Origin of the sequence: Sulfitobacter sp. PS-8MA, assembly GCF_040933935.1 — a bacterium.
In the GTDB taxonomy this organism is placed as follows: Bacteria; Pseudomonadota; Alphaproteobacteria; order Rhodobacterales; family Rhodobacteraceae; genus Sulfitobacter.
Genome location: NZ_JBFQYJ010000007.1, coordinates 212586 through 229701, shown reverse-complemented (window position 1 = coordinate 229701; position 17116 = coordinate 212586). Strand labels below are relative to the sequence as shown.

General features: G+C 62.7%; 18 protein-coding genes. 10 read left to right on the top strand and 8 right to left on the bottom strand.

All coding sequences use genetic code 11. From position 1 onward, the window contains the following. Positions 1-19: 19 nt before the first annotated feature. Entirely contained in the window at positions 20-1150 is a 1131-nt protein-coding gene (locus AB4M76_RS14485) for an NAD(P)/FAD-dependent oxidoreductase (protein ID WP_368442661.1), read from the top strand. Here the strand turns inward: AB4M76_RS14485 and rlmN are convergent. Together rlmN and AB4M76_RS14475 are read right to left on the bottom strand one after the other, a co-directional pair. Beyond that, positions 1147-2328, bottom strand: coding sequence for a 23S rRNA (adenine(2503)-C(2))-methyltransferase RlmN (gene rlmN, locus AB4M76_RS14480; protein ID WP_368442659.1), 1182 nt, complete (start codon positions 2326-2328; stop codon positions 1147-1149). The two genes, AB4M76_RS14485 and rlmN, sit on opposite strands and share 4 nt — an antisense overlap. Positions 2329-2417: 89 nt before the next feature. Next, on the bottom strand, positions 2418-2918 hold the full coding sequence (locus AB4M76_RS14475; protein WP_368442657.1) for a MarR family winged helix-turn-helix transcriptional regulator: 501 nt from the start codon (positions 2916-2918) through the stop codon (positions 2418-2420). 234 nt (positions 2919-3152) lie between these two features. Here AB4M76_RS14475 and ectA point away from each other — a divergent pair, with 234 nt between their 5' ends. The 4 genes from ectA to AB4M76_RS14455 are packed head-to-tail and all read left to right on the top strand — an operon-like array spanning position 3153 to position 6872. Beyond that, positions 3153-3686: a diaminobutyrate acetyltransferase gene (gene ectA / locus AB4M76_RS14470; protein ID WP_368442656.1), complete on the top strand. Its 534-nt coding sequence runs from the start codon at positions 3153-3155 to the stop codon at positions 3684-3686. 53 nt (positions 3687-3739) lie between these two features. After that, the gene (ectB, locus tag AB4M76_RS14465) at positions 3740-5032 is read left to right on the top strand and encodes a diaminobutyrate--2-oxoglutarate transaminase (protein ID WP_368442655.1); all 1293 of its coding nucleotides are present in this window, start codon (positions 3740-3742) and stop codon (positions 5030-5032) included. 5 nt (positions 5033-5037) lie between these two features. After that, positions 5038-5430, top strand: coding sequence for an ectoine synthase (locus tag AB4M76_RS14460; RefSeq protein WP_093738620.1), 393 nt, complete (start codon positions 5038-5040; stop codon positions 5428-5430). 5 nt (positions 5431-5435) lie between these two features. Beyond that, positions 5436-6872, top strand: coding sequence for an aspartate kinase (locus AB4M76_RS14455; RefSeq protein ID WP_368442654.1), 1437 nt, complete (start codon positions 5436-5438; stop codon positions 6870-6872). Between the two features lie 168 nt (positions 6873-7040). Here the strand turns inward: AB4M76_RS14455 and AB4M76_RS14450 are convergent, their stop codons facing one another. Next, positions 7041-7562: an invasion associated locus B family protein gene (locus AB4M76_RS14450; RefSeq protein ID WP_368443521.1), complete on the bottom strand. Its 522-nt coding sequence runs from the start codon at positions 7560-7562 to the stop codon at positions 7041-7043. Between the two features lie 189 nt (positions 7563-7751). On the opposite strand from AB4M76_RS14450, the gene AB4M76_RS14445 reads away from it, so the two are divergent. Next, on the top strand, positions 7752-8732 hold the full coding sequence (locus tag AB4M76_RS14445) for an asparaginase (protein WP_368442653.1): 981 nt from the start codon (positions 7752-7754) through the stop codon (positions 8730-8732). A 17-nt stretch (positions 8733-8749) separates the two neighbouring features. Here AB4M76_RS14445 and AB4M76_RS14440 read toward each other — a convergent pair whose 3' ends face one another. Both AB4M76_RS14440 and serB read right to left on the bottom strand, forming a co-directional pair. Next, the gene (locus AB4M76_RS14440; RefSeq protein ID WP_368442652.1) at positions 8750-9064 is read right to left on the bottom strand and encodes a YciI family protein; all 315 of its coding nucleotides are present in this window, start codon (positions 9062-9064) and stop codon (positions 8750-8752) included. 143 nt (positions 9065-9207) lie between these two features. Next, a complete protein-coding gene (serB, locus tag AB4M76_RS14435; RefSeq protein WP_368442651.1) occupies positions 9208-10083 on the bottom strand; it encodes a phosphoserine phosphatase SerB in 876 nt (291 codons plus the stop codon). Positions 10084-10236: 153 nt separating this feature from the next. On the opposite strand from serB, the gene AB4M76_RS14430 reads away from it, so the two are divergent. The 4 genes from AB4M76_RS14430 to AB4M76_RS14415 all read left to right on the top strand — a co-directional run bounded on the left by AB4M76_RS14430 (position 10237) and on the right by AB4M76_RS14415 (position 14131). Beyond that, positions 10237-11400 carry a phosphoserine transaminase gene (locus AB4M76_RS14430; protein WP_368442650.1) on the top strand — a complete coding sequence of 388 codons (1164 nt, stop codon included), beginning with the start codon at positions 10237-10239 and terminating at the stop codon, positions 11398-11400. 100 nt (positions 11401-11500) lie between these two features. Further along, a complete protein-coding gene (serA, locus tag AB4M76_RS14425; RefSeq protein ID WP_368442649.1) occupies positions 11501-13096 on the top strand; it encodes a phosphoglycerate dehydrogenase in 1596 nt (531 codons plus the stop codon). Between the two features lie 111 nt (positions 13097-13207). Next, a complete protein-coding gene (locus tag AB4M76_RS14420; protein WP_368442648.1) occupies positions 13208-13387 on the top strand; it encodes a hypothetical protein in 180 nt (59 codons plus the stop codon). A 15-nt stretch (positions 13388-13402) separates the two neighbouring features. Further along, positions 13403-14131 (top strand): metallophosphoesterase family protein, encoded by a 729-nt coding sequence (locus AB4M76_RS14415; protein ID WP_368442647.1) that lies wholly within the window; start codon positions 13403-13405, stop codon positions 14129-14131. A gap of 47 nt (positions 14132-14178) precedes the next feature. Here AB4M76_RS14415 and tdh read toward each other — a convergent pair whose 3' ends face one another. The 3 genes from tdh to AB4M76_RS14400 form a co-directional block, all read right to left on the bottom strand. Next, positions 14179-15219 (bottom strand): L-threonine 3-dehydrogenase, encoded by a 1041-nt coding sequence (tdh, locus tag AB4M76_RS14410; RefSeq protein ID WP_368442646.1) that lies wholly within the window; start codon positions 15217-15219, stop codon positions 14179-14181. Beyond that, positions 15219-16403 (bottom strand): glycine C-acetyltransferase, encoded by a 1185-nt coding sequence (locus AB4M76_RS14405; protein WP_368442645.1) that lies wholly within the window; start codon positions 16401-16403, stop codon positions 15219-15221. Before AB4M76_RS14405 ends, tdh begins: the two co-directional genes overlap by 1 nt. Positions 16404-16495: 92 nt before the next feature. After that, the gene (locus tag AB4M76_RS14400; RefSeq protein ID WP_368443519.1) at positions 16496-17062 is read right to left on the bottom strand and encodes a helix-turn-helix domain-containing protein; all 567 of its coding nucleotides are present in this window, start codon (positions 17060-17062) and stop codon (positions 16496-16498) included. Between the last annotated feature and the right edge of the window lie 54 nt (positions 17063-17116).

Here is a 17116-nt window from a genome sequence, read left to right as displayed (position 1 = left end):
GCGCAAAAGGGGTCAGATCATGAACAATTCCACCACCGGTTTCGATTGCATTGTCATCGGCGCGGGCATCGCGGGGGCTTCCGTCGCGGCGGAACTCTCCACCGACCGCCGGGTGCTGCTGCTGGAGCGGGAAAGCCAGCCGGGCTATCACAGCACGGGCCGTTCGGCGGCGCTGTTCACGGTGGCCTATGGGCCGCGGGTCATCCGCGCCCTTTCGCGCGCCTCTGCCGCTTTCTTTGACGCCCCCGCCAGCCCCTATCTGGACCACCCGCTGCTGGAACCGCGCGGCGCCGTCTTTATTGCCCGGCAGGACCAACAGGCCGCGCTCGCGCGCAGTGCCGAGGAACTGGGGTCGCATGTCACGCCGCTCACCGGGGCCGAGATCGAAACGCGCGTGCCGCTGCTGCGCAAGGGCAATGCCACCGCCGGTCTGCACGACGCCGGGGCGGCGGATATCGATGTGAACGGGCTGCACCAGCATTACCTCAAGACCTTCCGCGCCGCGGGCGGAGTCTTGCAGACCAAGGCCGAGGTGCTGGCGCTTCGCAAAGCGGGTGACTGGCAGGTCGAGACCAATCAGGGCAGCTTCCACGCGCCGGTGATCGTCAATGCCGCGGGGGCTTGGGCCGATGAGATCGCCACGCTGGCAGGGCTTAAGCCTGCGGGCCTCACCCCCAAACGCCGCACCGCGCTGACCGTGGCCCCGCCCGAGGGCATGGCGCCGGACCGTTGGCCGATGGTGGTGGATATTGACGAACAGTTCTACCTCAAGGCCGATGCGGGCAAGCTGCTGATCTCCCCGGCGGACGCCACCCCCTCCCCGCCCTGCGATGCGCAGCCCGAGGAGTTGGACGTGGCGATCTGCATCGACCGGATTGAAACCGCCTTTGACCTGAGCCTGCGGCGCATCGAAAGCCGCTGGGCCGGGCTGCGCAGCTTTGCGCCCGATGGTGACCCGGTGGCAGGCTATGATCCTGAGGGGGAGGGGTTTTTCTGGCTGGCGGGGCAAGGCGGCTATGGCATCCAGACCGCCCCGGCGCTGGCCCGCAGTGCCGCCGCTTTGCTGCGCGGCGAGAATATCCCCGGCGACATTGCCGCCGAGGGGGTTACTGTTGAAGCGCTGGCACGCAGCCGCGCCGGGCTGGCTTAGCCGCCCATCCCGGCTTCGGCTTCGATCTGCTTGCGCGACTTGCGCGCACGTTCGGTCGCCGATTTCAATTGACCGCAGGCGGCCATGATGTCTTCCCCGCGCGGCGTGCGGATCGGCGAGGCATAGCCGGCCTTGTAGATAATATCGGCAAAGGCGCGGATGCGGTTGTTCGACGAGCGCTCATAGGGCGAGCCGGGCCATTCGTTAAAGGGAATGAGGTTGATCTTGGCCGGGATGCCTTCGATCAGCTTGACCAAACGGTGCGCGTCCTCGTCGCTGTCGTTCACATCCTTCAGCATCACATATTCAAAGGTGATCCGCTCGGAGTTGCTGACCTTGGGATAGGCCTTCAGCGCTTCCAGAAGCGCTTCGATGTTCCAGCGCTTGTTGATCGGCACCAGCTTGTTGCGCACCTCATCGGTGGTGGCGTGGAAGGAGACGGCGAGTTGGCAGCCGATCTCGGCGGCGGTGCGGTGAATCTCGGGCACCACACCCGAGGTCGACAGCGTGATGCGACGGCGCGAAAGCTGGATGCCCTCGGCGTCCATCGCGATCTTCATCGCGTCGCGCACATTCTCGAAGTTATAAAGCGGCTCGCCCATGCCCATGAGCACGATATTGCTCAGAAGCCGGGTTTCATCCTTCGGCGCGCCGATTTCCGGCCATTCGCCCAGATCGTCCCGCGCCACCATGACCTGACCGATGATCTCGCCAGCGGTCAGATTGCGCACCAGTTTCTGGGTGCCGGTATGGCAGAAGGAGCAGGTCAGCGTGCAGCCGACTTGGCTTGACACACAAAGCGTGCCGCGCCCCTCTTCGGGGATATAGACGACTTCGACCTCATGGCCGCCCGCGATCCGCACGAGATACTTACGCGTGCCATCTTCGCTGACCTTGCGGGTCACCACTTCGGGCACTTCGATCACGAATTTCTCTGCCAGTTCAGTGCGGTAGGCTTTGGCGAGGTTGGTCATCGCATCAAAGTCGCGCACCCCCCACTGGTAAATCCATTGCCAGATCTGCCCCACCCGCATCTTCGCCTGTTTCTCGGGCGTGCCATTGGCGATCAGCACATCGCGCATGGCGTCACGGGTCAGGCCGACAAGGTTGATCGGCCCTTCGGGCTGCTTGCGGGGGATGGTCATCACGTCTTGGGTGATGGGCGCGGAAGCGGACATTGCAAAGACTCACTGGCTAGGGATGGGTCTCTATATAGGGAATGACGCGATTTGCAAAAGGGTTTGGCGCAGGGGCTGCGCTGATTGGGCTAGTAGCCCTTTCTGCTGGTCCGCAATTCGCCGGTTGCCAGGACCGGGGCGGCATCCAGACTGTCCACATTCAACATCGCGGCGACCCGCTCCAGCGAGGACACCAACTGCGCCTGCTCCCAATCGGCCAGATCGGCAAAGGCGCGCACATAGCGCTGCTGCAAGGCATCAGGCGCTTCTTGCAGCACATCCTCGCCTTGGGAGGTCAAGGTGATGTTGGTCTGCCGCCGATCTTGGGCCGAGGTAAGTCGCGTGACCAGACCCCGCGCCACCAGCTTGTCGACCAGCGCGGTCACCGTGGCCTGGCTCACCCCCATCTGGGTGGCGAGGGTCTTGGCCGTCGGGTCTTTCTTTTCGCCCACGATCTGCAAGACGCGCAGTTGTGCCGGGGTGACCCCCGCCGCCTGCGCGAGGTCACGGGCATAGAGCTCTGTCGCGCGCAAAATGCGGCGCAAGGCGATCAGACTTTCGTCGACCCGGTCGGGATGTTTCTGCGTCATGGTGCATCATTGCACATTGGGGCCATTCTCAGCAATCGGTCAAAACCACCCTGATCGCTTAGTATAGCTAAGCGAAACCCGCGAAACTCATTCGGAAAACGAAACAAATATGCACAGTTCTATGGCGCTCAAACCACGCTATAAGCGTATTTTGGGTTAATTTGCTTTGAATGTTGAAGTATAACCGCGCATGGCTTACTTAGCCTATCGAAACAATCAGGGAGCCCCGAACGGATGCAGAATGAACTCGACATGAAAAAAGCCCGCACACCCAAGCTGCGCAAGCCCAATGCCGAGGACGGAGCCGCGATCTGGCGGTTGATTCGCGACTGCAAGCCGCTCGACGAAAACTCGCTCTATGCGAACCTGATCCAAGCCGACCATTTCCGCGACACCTGTGTCGTGGCCGAATTGGACGGCGACATCGTGGGCTGGATCTCCGGCCATATGATCCCGGCGCAAGACGCCTTCTTTGTCTGGCAGGTCGCCGTCAGCCCCAAGGCCCGCGGCCTTGGTCTGGGCAAGACCATGCTGATGGAACTGGTGAACCGCGACGAGACCGAGGATGCCAAGACCCTCAAGACCACCATCACCCGGGACAATGACGCCTCCTGGGGGCTGTTCCGCAGCTTTGCTAGCCACGTTGGCGGCGATCTTTCCGATGCGCCCCACTTTACCAAAGACGCCCATTTCGAGGGCGCACATGACACCGAACATATGGTGACGATCACGCTGCCCGAGACTGCCGCGCTCAAACGCGCCGCGTAAACCGCAGCTGACACTTCACAAGACAGATTCTCTGGAAGAGAAAGGAAATTCCTATGCCTAAGGACATGGCACAGAACACAACGATCTTTACCCGCCGCGAGAGCGAAGCGCGCTCCTATTGCCGCGGCATGAACGCCGTTTTCACCCGCGCCAGCGGGTCGGAAATGTTCGACGCGGACGGCAACCGCTACATCGACTTCCTCGCCGGGTGCTCCTCGCTGAACTACGGCCACAACGATGCCGACATGAAAGAGGCGCTGGTGGAGCACATTACCGCTGACGGCATCGCCCATGGTCTCGACTTTCACAGTGAAACCAAGGCGGCCTTCCTGAGCGCTTACGAGGAGAAAATCCTCAAGCCACGCGGCATGGATTACAAGGTGATGATGACCGGCCCGACCGGCACCAACGCGGTTGAGGCCGCGATCAAACTGGCGCGTAAGGTGACGGGCCGCACCAATGTGATCTCTTTCACCAACGGTTTCCACGGCATGACCATGGGCGCGCTGGCGCTGACCGGCAACAAAGGCAAGCGCGGCGGCGCGGGCGGTGGCTCGTTGGCCGATGTAACGCATATGCCCTTTGAAGGATCGCTGGGCGAGAATGTCGACACGCTTGAGATGATCGACGCGATGCTGTCGAACCCGTCTTCGGGCATCGACGCGCCTGCGGCCTTCATCTTTGAACCGATCCAAGGCGAAGGTGGGTTGAACGCGGCTTCCGACGCATGGATGCAGGGCATCGAAAAGATCGCCCGCAAGCACGGTGCGCTGCTGATCATCGACGACATTCAGGCCGGTTGTGGCCGTTCGGGCAGCTTCTTCTCTTTTGAGGCCGCCGGCATCAAGCCTGACATGATCACCCAAGCGAAATCACTTTCCGGTTTCGGCCTGCCCTTCGCGGCCCTGCTGATCAAGCCCGAGCATGACATCTGGAAGCCCGCCGAGCACAACGGCACTTTCCGGGGCAACACCCATGCTTTCGTCACCGCCCGCGTCGCGATCGAGAAATTCTGGTCCGACTGCAGGTTCGAAAAGTCGCTGGCCGAGAAAGCCGTGGTGCTGACCACCGCGCTCAAGGATGTGGCCGATCTGGTCGAGGGCGCCACGCTGAAAGGCCGCGGCCTGATGCAGGGTGTCGACGTCGGCTCCGGCGAGCTGGCCGGTGCGATCTGCGCGCGTGCCTATGAATTGGGCCTCGTGATCGAAACATCGGGCGCGAACGACGAAATCGTCAAATATCTCGCCCCGCTCACCACATCGGAAGCTGTCATGCGCGAAGGATTTGATATCCTATTGCAAGCGACCCGCGATGTGACGGGCAATATGAAACTGGCAGCGGAGTAATACCGATGATTGTACGCGATTTTAACAAACTTCAGGGCACAGACCGTCACGTTGGCGATGCGCAATGGACCTCGACACGCCTGCTTCTGGCCGACGACGGGATGGGGTTTTCCTTCCACATCACCGTGCTTGAGGCCGGGTCGGAGCACACGTTCCACTACAAGCACCACTTCGAGAGCGTCTATTGCATGAAGGGCAAGGGCTCGATCACCGATCTCGCCACCGGCGAGACGCATGAGATCACCCCCGGCGTGATGTACGCCCTGAACCTGAACGACAAACACACCCTGCGCGCAGAGGAAGAACTGCACATGGCGTGCTGCTTCAACCCGCCGGTCACCGGCAAGGAAGTGCACCGCGAAGATGGTTCCTATGCGCCTGCCGAGGAGGTCGCTTAAGTTTTATGACTCAACCGTCCCACACTGTCGAAAAAATCGGCGGGACGTCCATGTCCCGCGTGAACCAACTCAAAGATACGCTCTTTGTCGGTGACCGTAAGGGCGCGGACATCTACGGGCGCGTCTTCGTGGTCTCCGCCTTTGGCGGGATCACGAACCTGTTGCTGGAGCATAAGAAATCCGGCGAGCCGGGCGTTTATGCGCATCTCGCGAACGCCAGCAACGATCACGGCTGGCACGAGGCGCTGACCCGCGTCTCGGCCGAGATGCAGCGCGTGCACCGCGAGGTGCTGGAGCATCCCGGTGACATCGAACAGGCCGACGCCTTTGTCTCCGAGCGCACCCATGGTGCCCGCAACTGTCTGATCGACCTGCAGCGCCTCTGCGCCTATGGCCACTTCCGCCTGTCGGAGCACATGCTGCAAATCCGCGAGCTGCTGTCGGGTCTGGGCGAGGCGCATTCCGCCTTCGTCACCACGATCCTGCTGCAACGCGCCGGCGTGAACGCCCGTTTCGTTGACCTCTCCGGTTGGCGCGATGAGGGCAACGTCACGCTGGACGAACGTATCGCGCAGGCGATGGAGGGTATCGATCCGCATACGGAAATGCCCATTGTCACCGGCTATGCGCAATGCGCCGAAGGGCTGATGCGCGAGTTTGACCGGGGTTATTCCGAGGTGACCTTCTCCAAACTCGCCGCCCTGACGGGCGCGCGTGAGGCAATCATTCACAAGGAATTCCACCTCTCGTCCTGCGATCCGAAACTGGTCGGCGAACATGCCGTCAAGAAGATCGGGCGCACGAACTATGACGTGGCGGACCAGCTGTCGAACATGGGGATGGAGGCGATCCACCCCAAGGCGGCCAAGACCCTGCGTCAGGCCGATGTGCCGCTGCGCGTGACCAACGCTTTCGAGCCCGAAGACCCCGGCACGCTGATAGATGACCGTCAGGCCGAGACACCTGCGGTGGAGATCGTCACCGGTCTTGATATCGTGACGCTGGAGCTGTTCGAGCAGGATATGGTCGGGGTGAAGGGCTATGACACCGCGATCCTCGACGTGCTGACACGGCATAATGTGCGGATCGTCTCGAAGGTGTCGAACGCCAATACGATCACCCATTATCTGGATGCCTCGCTGAAAACGATGCGTCGGGTGGAGAAGGATCTGGCCGAGATCTACCCAACCGCCGAGATCACCACCCGCACGCTGTCGATGGCCTCGGTCATCGGGCGCGACCTGAACGGGTTGTCGGTGCTGCAACGCGGGCTGGTGGCGATTGCCGAAGCCGGGCAGACGGCGATCGGCGCGAGCCAAGGGCCGCGCAATGTGGATGTGCAGTTCATTGTTGAGCGCGAAACGCTTCAGCCGGTGATCAAGGCGCTGCATGGCGCGTTTATCGAGGAAGAGGTGGCGGCACCGCTGTCGCGGGCGGCCTGACGCCGGTACATTCTTAAGAGCCAATGGCCGCGGCTTCCGAAAGGGGGCCGCGGCTTTTTTATGTGAGGGCCACAGGCTCGATTCCGGGCTGGGTGGCAATCTCAACAGCCGCAAACGAAAACGGCCCCGCAATCGCGAGGCCGTCCCAAACTCTCAAATCTCAGAGGCTCACCCCCCGCAGCGTTTCTCCGCATCTTCCACCGCCGCGGTGAACCCCAGCAGCGAGAAGGTGTCCTTGGTCTGCGTCCCGCGCGAGGATTTGCCGGTCAGCGTGGCGTCCGCCCCGCGTTTCATCGCGGCGATGATCTTGGCGTCATCCGCCGTGGTCGCAGGCCAGGCCCATTCGCCCTCGGTGAAAAGCTCATAGGTATTGCCCGAAATATCCATCGTCACGGTCGAGCCCGACGCGAAAGGATAGCCGCCGGTAAAGGCCACCTGCCCATTCGCATTGGCCGACGGACGGTAGAACACCATCAACAACGTCTGCCCCCGGTTCACCGCCACGACACGCCCGTCGCGGGTGTTGACCACTTCTTTCGGCGTCGACACGCCCCAGCACTCGGTCGGGTTGTCTTCGACAAAGACGCTCCAATCGGTCTTGGCCGCGACCCGGTTGGTGCTCTGTTCCTGCGCCCATGCGCTGCTTGCCATCATGGCGAGCGCGCCGAGCGCAAACCCGCAAGTTTTCATCATTCCCATCTGTCCAGCCTCCAGCCGTCCTTGACCTCAACGCAGTGACAGACCCCGGCCGGGCAACCTCGGGCGGGTTGCTCTCTTGCAGGTGTCTGTTATCTGTTCGACACCAACCACAATAACGGCAAACGCGCGACAGGCGAAACCCTGATTGGCAGAATTTCGCCCAGAAATAGGATGATACCGATGACCCAAGCAGCCCCCTTTGCCGAAATCTGGCGCGGCCCTTTTCTGGAAAGCGTGCACTCTGGCCATGCGGTGATCTGTGATGACAGCGGCCAGATTGTGGAGGCCTGGGGCGATCCGGACAAGGTGATCCTGCCGCGCTCCTCCTCGAAAATGATCCAGGCGCTGCCGCTGATCAACTCCGGCGCTGCCGATCAGGCCGGGCTGACCTCCGAGCAACTGGCGCTGGCCTGCGCCTCGCACCAGGGGGCCGCGATCCACACCGACCGGGTGGGCCTCTGGCTCGACACTTTGGGGCTGGACGACGCCGCCTTCCGCTGCGGCCCGCAAGAGCCCAACGATCGCGACGCGATGGAGGCGCTGATCCGCGCCCATGAGAAACCCTGCCAGATCCACAACAACTGCTCGGGCAAACACGCGGGGTTCCTGACGCTGAACAAACATCTCGGCGCCGGGCCGGACTATGAAAAGCCGGACCATGCGGTGCAACAGGCCTGTCTGGAGGCTTTCGAGACGGTCACGCAGGAAACCTCCCCCGGCTATGGCATCGACGGCTGTTCTGCCCCCAACCCGGCCTGCACCCTGCACGGCATGGCCCGCGCCATGGCGCATTTCGCCGCCGCCCCCGAAGGCTCCGCCGAGGCACGCCTGCACGAAGCCATGCGCCTGCACCCCGAACTGGTCGCGGGCGAAGGCCGCGCCTGCACGGAATTGATGCGGGCGATGGACGGTAAAGTGGCGCTCAAGACCGGTGCCGAAGGCTTCTTCATCGCAATCTGGCCCGAGCGCAAACTGGGCATCGCGCTGAAAGCCGCCTGCGGCACCACCCGCGCGGCGGAATGCGCGATCACTGCGCTGCTGGTCAAACTGGGTGCGCTGGACGCCAACCACCCCGCCGCGCTCAAGCGGATGAACGCGCCGATCAAAAACTGGCGCGGGCTTGAGACGGGCATGTTGAAAGCGGCGGCTGAATTGACCTGACCGCGAAAGGGTCGCGCCTACATTTCAATCACCGGCGCGACCTCGACCGATCCGCTGCCATCTGCAACCATCGGGCAGCCTTTGGCGATTTTGCAGGCGGCATCGATGTCATCCGCGCGCACGACCGTGAAACCTGACAGCGGATTGGCCCCGCCATTGTCCGCAATCCCGTCGGCGCTGACGGTCTTGGACATCCCCACGGGGTTGCCGGGGTTCACGATTTGCGGCCCCATTTCTTCAAACCACGCCCCCCAGGCGGCCATGGCCTTGTCGCTTTCTTCCTGCGACTCCGGGGACTTCCCCCCATGATAGGCAAAGATAAAGTCCGGCATTGTTCTTCTCCCTGATTGCTGCGCGGCACAGGGGCGCCCATGGGCTCTGCCGTGGATGTCGGACAGCACGGTAGGAACCGAGGCAAGCTGTGCCTGCCCCATTACCGCCGCTAATCCCTGCCGAGTCAAATCAGGGTTTTGTGTCAGCCCGCAAATTCCATACGCGCATAGCCCTGCACAAAGAGCAGCGCGGTCAGATCGCCAAAGTTGATCCGGATGTCACATTGCGCCGCGACCGAAGGCTTCGCATGCAGCGCCACGCCCATGCCGGCCCGCCCCAACATGCCCAGATCATTGGCCCCATCGCCCACGGCGATGACCTGATCCTCGCCGATCCCCAGCTTGGCGGTGATCTCTTCCAGCGCGGCCACTTTGGCCTCGCGTCCCAGAATCGGCAGGCCGACTTCGCCCGAGAGGGTGGTCTGTTTCAGCAGGAGCGTATTGGCGCGGTTCTCGTCAAAGCCCAGCATCTCGGCCACTTTCGCGGTAAAGGCGGTGAACCCGCCCGAGACCAGCGCGGCATAGCCGCCATTGGCCTTCATCGTCCCCACCAGCGCCCCGCCGCCGGGCATCAGGGTGATGCGTTCGGCCAATACCTTGTCGATCACATTGGCTTCCAGCCCTTTCAGCAGGCCGACCCGTTCGCGCAGGGCCCCGTCGAAATCCAACTCGCCATTCATCGCCCGCGCGGTGATCTCTTTCACCCGCTCCCCGACGCCCGCCTCTTCGGCCAGTTCGTCGATGCATTCCTGCTGGATCATCGTGCTGTCCATATCGGCCAATAACATCTGCTTGCGGCGGCCTTCGGTCGGCACGATCACCAGATCGACCCCCATGGACTGGCAATCTTCCCAGACGTCCCAACGGTTTGCGGGCATCTGGGCGAGCGGAAACTCCGCCGCCTCATCCGGGGCCAGCCAGATCGCATCGCCCCCGCCCCAAGCGTTGCGCAGGCTTTCGACCAGCGCGGGGTCGAGGCTGGGGTTGGAGGGGGAGGTCAACAAGATTGCCGTGAACATAAGTTTCCGATCCGCATCATTCGCGCCGCGCAAAGCGACATGACCGGCGTCCTAGCGTCATTTTGCGACTTGCGCCAGCCCGGCCTCCCCGCGTATCCCGACAGTGGGACACCCTTCCCCAACGAAGGGCGAATATCTGAGAGGGTAGCATCAATGGCTATGAACCAACCGGCACCGCGCCCGGAAGCGAAACCTGTTGCCGTACCGGCAAACCCCCGTTTCTCCTCCGGCCCCTGCGCCAAAATCCCCACATTCGATCTGACCAAGCTTGGCGATGCTCCGCTGGGCCGCAGCCACCGTGCCGCACCCGGCAAGGCCAAGCTCGCGCAGGCGATCGAGACCACCCGCGAAGTGCTCGGCGTGCCCGCGGATTACCGCATCGGCATCGTGCCCGCCTCCGACACCGGCGCCTTCGAGATGGCCATGTGGTCGCTTCTGGGCGAACGGCCCGTTGAGATGGTGGCGTGGGAGAGCTTCGGCGCGGGCTGGGTCACCGATGTGGTCAAGCAGCTCAAGATCGAAGCGCAGGTCCACACCGCCGACTATGGCGAGATCGTCGACATGGCCGCGCTGAACTATGACAATGACGTCTGCTTTACATGGAACGGCACCACCTCGGGCGTGCGGATGCCCAACGGCGACGCGATCCCGGCGGACCGCGCGGGGCTGACTCTCTGCGATGCGACCTCCGCCGCCTTCGCGCAGGACCTGCCCTGGGACAAGCTGGATGTGACGACCTTCTCTTGGCAGAAAGTGCTGGGCGGTGAAGCGGCGCATGGGATGCTGATCCTGAGCCCCCGCGCAGTTGAGCGGCTGGAGAATTACACCCCCGCATGGCCGCTGCCGAAAATCTTCCGGCTCACCAAGGGCGGCAAGCTGAACGAAGGCATTTTCAAAGGCGAGACGATCAACACGCCGTCGATGCTCTGCGTCGAAGATTACCTGCTGGCGCTGGACTGGGCCAAATCCGTGGGCGGCCTCAAAGGGCTGATCGCGCGCGCCGATGCGAACACCAAGGCCGTGGCCGATTTCGTCGAGGCGCATGACTGGATCGACTTCCTCGCGACCGACCCGGCGACACGCTCCAACACCTCGGTCTGCCTGAAGTTCACCGACGACCGGATCAAGGACGGCGCAGCTTTCGCCAAGGCCGTGGCCAAACGACTGGCGGATGAGGGCGCAGCACTCGACATCGGCGCCTACCGCGATGCCCCTCCGGGCCTGCGCATCTGGTGCGGCGGCACGGTCGAGACGGCGGATATCGAAGCGATGCTGCCTTGGCTTGCATGGGCCTTCGAGGCCGAAATCAACGCGTAAAGCGACGGTGCGCAGCCCTGCGCACCCACCCCCATCCCCATTCCCGTAGGGTGCGCATTCACTGCGCACCGCCGACCCCCGTTTATAAAGGACCGCAAACATGGCTCCCAAGGTACTCATCTCCGACAAACTCTCCGAAGCCGCCGTTCAGATCTTCCGCGACCGTGGCATCGACGTGGATTTCCAACCCGATCTGGGCAAGGACAAGGACAAGCTGGCCGAGATCATCGGCAACTATGACGGCCTCGCCATCCGCTCGGCCACCAAGGTGACCGAAAAAATCCTCGCCAACGCGCCGAACCTCAAAGTCATCGGCCGCGCGGGCATCGGCACCGACAATATCGACAAGGAAGCGGCATCGAAACAGGGTGTGATCGTGATGAACACGCCCTTCGGCAACATGATCACCACCGCGGAACACGCCATCGCGATGATGTTCGCCGTGGCGCGGCAAATCCCCGAAGCCAGCGCCTCCACCCATGCGGGCAAATGGGAAAAGTCCAAGTTCATGGGTGTCGAGCTGACCGGCAAAACCCTCGGCGTGATTGGTGCCGGCAACATCGGTGGCATCGTCTGTGACCGTGCGCTTGGCCTGAAAATGAAGGTCGTGGCCTATGACCCCTTCCTCGGTGAGGAGAAGGCCGAGAAGATGGGTGTCGAAAAGGTCGAGCTCGACGAGCTTCTGACCCGCGCCGATTTCATCACCCTGCACGTCCCCTACACGGAGCAGACGGCGAACATCCTGAGCCGCGAGAACCTTGAGAAGACCAAGAAAGGCGTGCGCATCATCAACTGCGCCCGTGGCGGTCTGGTGGACGAAGAAGCGCTGGCCGATCTGTTGAAGTCGGGCCATGTGGCGGGCGCGGGTTTCGACGTCTTTGCCGAGGAACCGGCCAAAGAGAATCCGCTCTTTAACCTGCCCAATGTGGTCTGCACCCCGCACCTCGGCGCCGCCACCACCGAAGCGCAGGAGAACGTGGCCCTGCAAGTGGCCGAACAGATGTCCGACTACTTGCTGACCGGCGCCGTGACCAACGCGCTCAACATGCCCTCGGTCACCGCCGAGGAAGCCAAGGTCATGGGGCCGTGGGTCAAACTGGCAGGCCACCTCGGGGCCTTCATCGGCCAGATGACCGATGAGCCGATCAAGGCGATCAATATCCTCTATGACGGTTCGGTCGCCAAGATGAACCTCAAGGCGCTGAACTGCGGCGTCGTGGCGGGCATCATGAAACGTGCCAACCCGGACGTGAATATGGTCTCCGCCCCCGTGGTTGCCCGCGAAAAGGGTATCCAGATCAGCACCACCAATCAGGATAAATCCGGCGTCTTCGATGGCTACGTCAAGGTGACCGTGGTGACGGAGAAGCGCGAGCGTTCGATCGCGGGCACCGTCTTTTCCGACGGCAAGCCGCGCTTCATCCAGATCAAGGGCATCACCATCGACGCCGAGATCGGGGAGCATATGCTCTACACCACCAATGAGGACGTGCCGGGCATCATCGGCACGCTGGGTCAGACCATGGGCGAGAATGGCGTGAACATCGCCAACTTTACCCTCGGCCGCCACACCGCGAAAGGCGAGGCGATTGCCCTGCTCTATGTCGACGATCAGGTGCCCGAGCCGGTGATCGGCAAGCTGCGTGACACCGGCATGTTCCGGCAGATCAAACCGCTGCAATTCGACGTGGCCTAAGCGGCAGGACCGAACAGAAAATGCCCCGACCCGGGGGCGTTTTCGCGTTTAGCGCAGGGCGCGGCTGCGCCATAGAACGGCGGCAAAGATCAACGGAACCGTGCTGACCAGATGGCCGGCGAGCTGAACATGATTGTCTACGAGCCGCCTCTGGCCCTACTGCGGCGGGTGAGTGGCATATATTGGCACAAACGCGCCAGCAATTCCCCCGCCCATCGCTGGCTGCGCGCGCAAATTGCGCTATTGATGGAGCCGCTGAACACCGAGGCAGCGCCCCTGCCGAAAGCCTAACCAAAGGACCCTTCCATGCCCCGCCCCATCTACGCCGTCGGCGATATCCACGGTCAAGCTGCCGAGCTTGAGCGCGTTTTGAACCTTATCCATCAGGACGGGGGGCCGGAGGCTGAGATCGTCTTTCTGGGGGATTTCATCGACCGCGGGCCTGACAGCAAAGCCGTGATCGAACGGTTGGCGGCAGGTAAGGCTGAGGGCCGCAACTGGACCTTCCTCATGGGCAATCACGACCGCATGTTCCGCTGGTTCATGGAGGATTTCCCCCGCCACGATCCCTATCTTCTGGTCGAGTTCAACTGGCTGCACCCGCGCATCGGCGGCGACACGACGCTGGCCTCCTATGGAATTCCCGTCACCACGCAGGACCGAATGTCAGAACTCCACGCCCGCGCGCGCGCGGCCGTGCCGCAGCAGCATATCGACTTCCTGCAAAATCTGGCGCTGAGCCATGAGACCGACGACCTGTTCTTTGCCCATGCCGGCATCCGACCCGGCGTGGCGCTTATGGAGCAAAGCGAAGGCGATCTGCTCTGGATCCGCAAAGAGTTCCACAGTTTCACCGCGCCGCATCCCAAGCTGATCGTCCACGGCCATACGCCGGTCGACAGCGCCAAACACTACGGCAACCGGGTGAATCTCGACACCGGGGCAGGCTATGGCAAACCGCTTTGCGCCGCGGTTTTCGAAGGCAGCGAGGTCTGGGTTCTCACCGAGCAGGGGCGCAACCGCCTGCGCCCCTGACCCGAGATCTCGCGCTTTTGAGCCAAGACCGCGTCAGCGCGCCGCTCTCACGTCCAGTCGAGCACCACCTTGCCCGACTGGCCCGATTTCATCGCGGCAAAGCCCTTCTCGAAATCATTTACGCCAAAGCGATGGGTGATGATGCCCGACACATCGAGACCGTTTTCCAACATGGCAATCATCTTATACCATGTCTCGAAAATCTCGCGCCCATAGACGCCCTTGATGGTGATCGCCTTGAAGACGATGCGGCTCCAATCCACCGGCGATTTGCCCGGCGGGATGCCCAGCATGGCAATGCGCCCGCCCATGGTCATGGCCTCGACCATCTGATCCAACGCCTGCTGGTTGCCCGACATCTCCAGCCCCACGTCAAAGCCCTGCTTCATTTTTAGCCGCGGGATCACATCGGCCAGGTTTTCTTCGGCCACATTCACCGGCACAACATCCGCGACCTTTTCCGCCAGCGCCAGCCGCGCGGGGTTCACATCGGTGATCACCACATGCCGCGCACCGACATGCCGCGCCACCGCCGCGGCCATGATGCCGATGGGGCCGGCGCCGGTGATCAGCACGTCCTCGCCCACCAGATCAAAGCTCAGCGCCGTATGCACCGCATTGCCCAAAGGATCGAGGATCGCGCCGATGTCGTCTGGAATCTCGTCCGGCAGCGGCACCACGTTAAAGGCGGGCAGCTTGAGGTATTGCGCGAAAGCCCCCTGCTCGTTCACCCCGATGCCCCGCGTCGCGGGATCAAGGTGGAACTTGCCCGCCCGGCTTTGGCGTGACTGTTTGCCGATCAAATGCCCCTCGCCCGAGCAGCGCTGGCCGATCTCCAGCCCTTCGACACGGCGGCCCAACTCGACAATCTCGCCGGCAAACTCATGCCCGGTGATCAATGGCACCGGCACGGTCTGCGCGGCCCAATCGTCCCAGTTCCAGATGTGGATATCCGTGCCGCAGATGCCGGTCTTGTTGATCTTGATCAGCACGTCGTCGGGGCCGATTTCCGGGACCGGCGCATGGGTCATCCACAGCCCCTCGCGGGGGTGCAGCTTGGCCAGCGCCTTCATTTCGTTGGTCGCCATCAGATCACCCCGCATGCCTTGCCGGCCGTCTCGAAAGCCTTCAGCGCGCGGTCCAACTGTTCACGGGTCAGTGCGGCGTTCATCTGGGTGCGGATGCGCGCCTGTCCGCGCGGCACCACCGGAAAGAAGAAGCCCGAGACATAGACACCTTCCTCGAAGAGCTTCGCCGCCATGTCCTGCGCCAGCTGCGCCTCGCCCAGCATCACCGGCACGATGGGATGTTCGCCGGGCAGCAGATCAAAGCCGAGCTTTTCCAGCCCCGCGCGCCAATAGGCGGTGTTCTCGAACAATTGCGCCCGCAGGTCGTCGCCCTGCTCGACCAATTCCAGCGCCCGCATCCCCGCCATCACGATCGACGAGGGCAGCGAGTTGGAAAACAGATAGGGCCGCGCGCGCTGGCGCAAGAGGTCGATCACCGGCTGCGGCCCGGAGATATAGCCGCCGATCGCCCCACCAAGCGCCTTGCCCAGCGTGCCGGTCACGATATCGACCTTGACCCCGTGATGCGCCGGCGTGCCCGCGCCCTTGGGCCCCATGAAGCCGGTGGAATGGCAATCATCCACCATCACCAGCGCCTCATACTGCTCGGCCAGCGCCACGATCTCGGGCAGCTTTGCCAGATAGCCGTCCATGGAGAAAACCCCATCCGTCGCGATCATGATGAACCGTGCGCCATCCGCGCGGGCCTGTTTCAGCTTGGCCTCCAGATCATCCATGTCGCTGTTGGCGTAGCGGTAGCGCTTGGCCTTGCAGAGACGAATGCCGTCGATGATCGAAGCATGGTTCAGCGCGTCCGAGATCACCGCATCCTCGGGCCCCAAAAGCGGCTCGAAGAGCCCGCCATTGGCGTCGAAACAGGCGGCGAAGAGGATCGAATCGTCATGGCCGAGGAAACCCGCCAGCTTCTGCTCCAACTCGCGGTGAATGTCCTGCGTGCCGCAGATAAAGCGGACCGAGGCCATGCCAAACCCCTTGTTGTCCATCGCCTCTTTGGCGGTGGCGATCAGATCGGGGTGGTCGGCCAGACCAAGGTAGTTATTGGCGCAGAGGTTGATCACTTCGCGGCTGCCCACCTCGATTTCCCCGCCCTGCGGCGTGGTGATCAGTCGCTCGCGTTTCATCATGCCCTCGGCGTCGATCTCGGCCAAGGTGTCGGTGATATGGTCCAGAAATGCTTTGGTCATGAGACTCTCCTTTGAGTCTCATCTACCATAGCGGAGGCCGTTCCGAAATAGAGGATGTCTTGAATAGCGGAATTTTTCCGATATATCGGACGTTACGCGTCCTGTACCACCAAAAAGGCCCGCACCGGCCCCTTTATCGCGCGGATCGCATGGGGGACATCGGCGGCATAGCGGGCGGTATCTCCGGCCTGCAACTTCTCGGTGCCTGTGCCGCTGGTCACTTCGACCGCGCCTTCAAAGACACTCAGATGCTCGCGCGCGCCCCGGGTATGCGGGGCGCTTTCCAGCACGCCCCCATCGGCGATGAGCAATTCGTAGACCTCGTGATGCCCGGCCTCTTCGGGCGGCGAAAGGATGCGGATGCGACAGCCATCGCCCAGATTGCTGATCGTCGGCACCGCCGCACTGCGCAGCACCTCGATCTGCGCGACGCTGGGCGCACCGTCCAGCAACCCGGCGAAATCGACCTGCAAGGCGCGGGTCAGGTTCCAGAGGGTGGCAATGGTCGGGCTGGATTCGCCGCGCTCGATCTGGCTGACCATGGAGCGTGACACGCCCGAGAGTTTCGCCACCGCGTCCAGCGACAGGCCCTGCCCTTGCCGCGCTTCTTTCAGGCGGGCGGGGAGCTGCGTCAGGATCTTGTCACTGTTTTCCGTCATGGCGGATATGTCGCGCGGCACCCCGCCCCTGTCAAGCCGCGCTTTGACGGAACG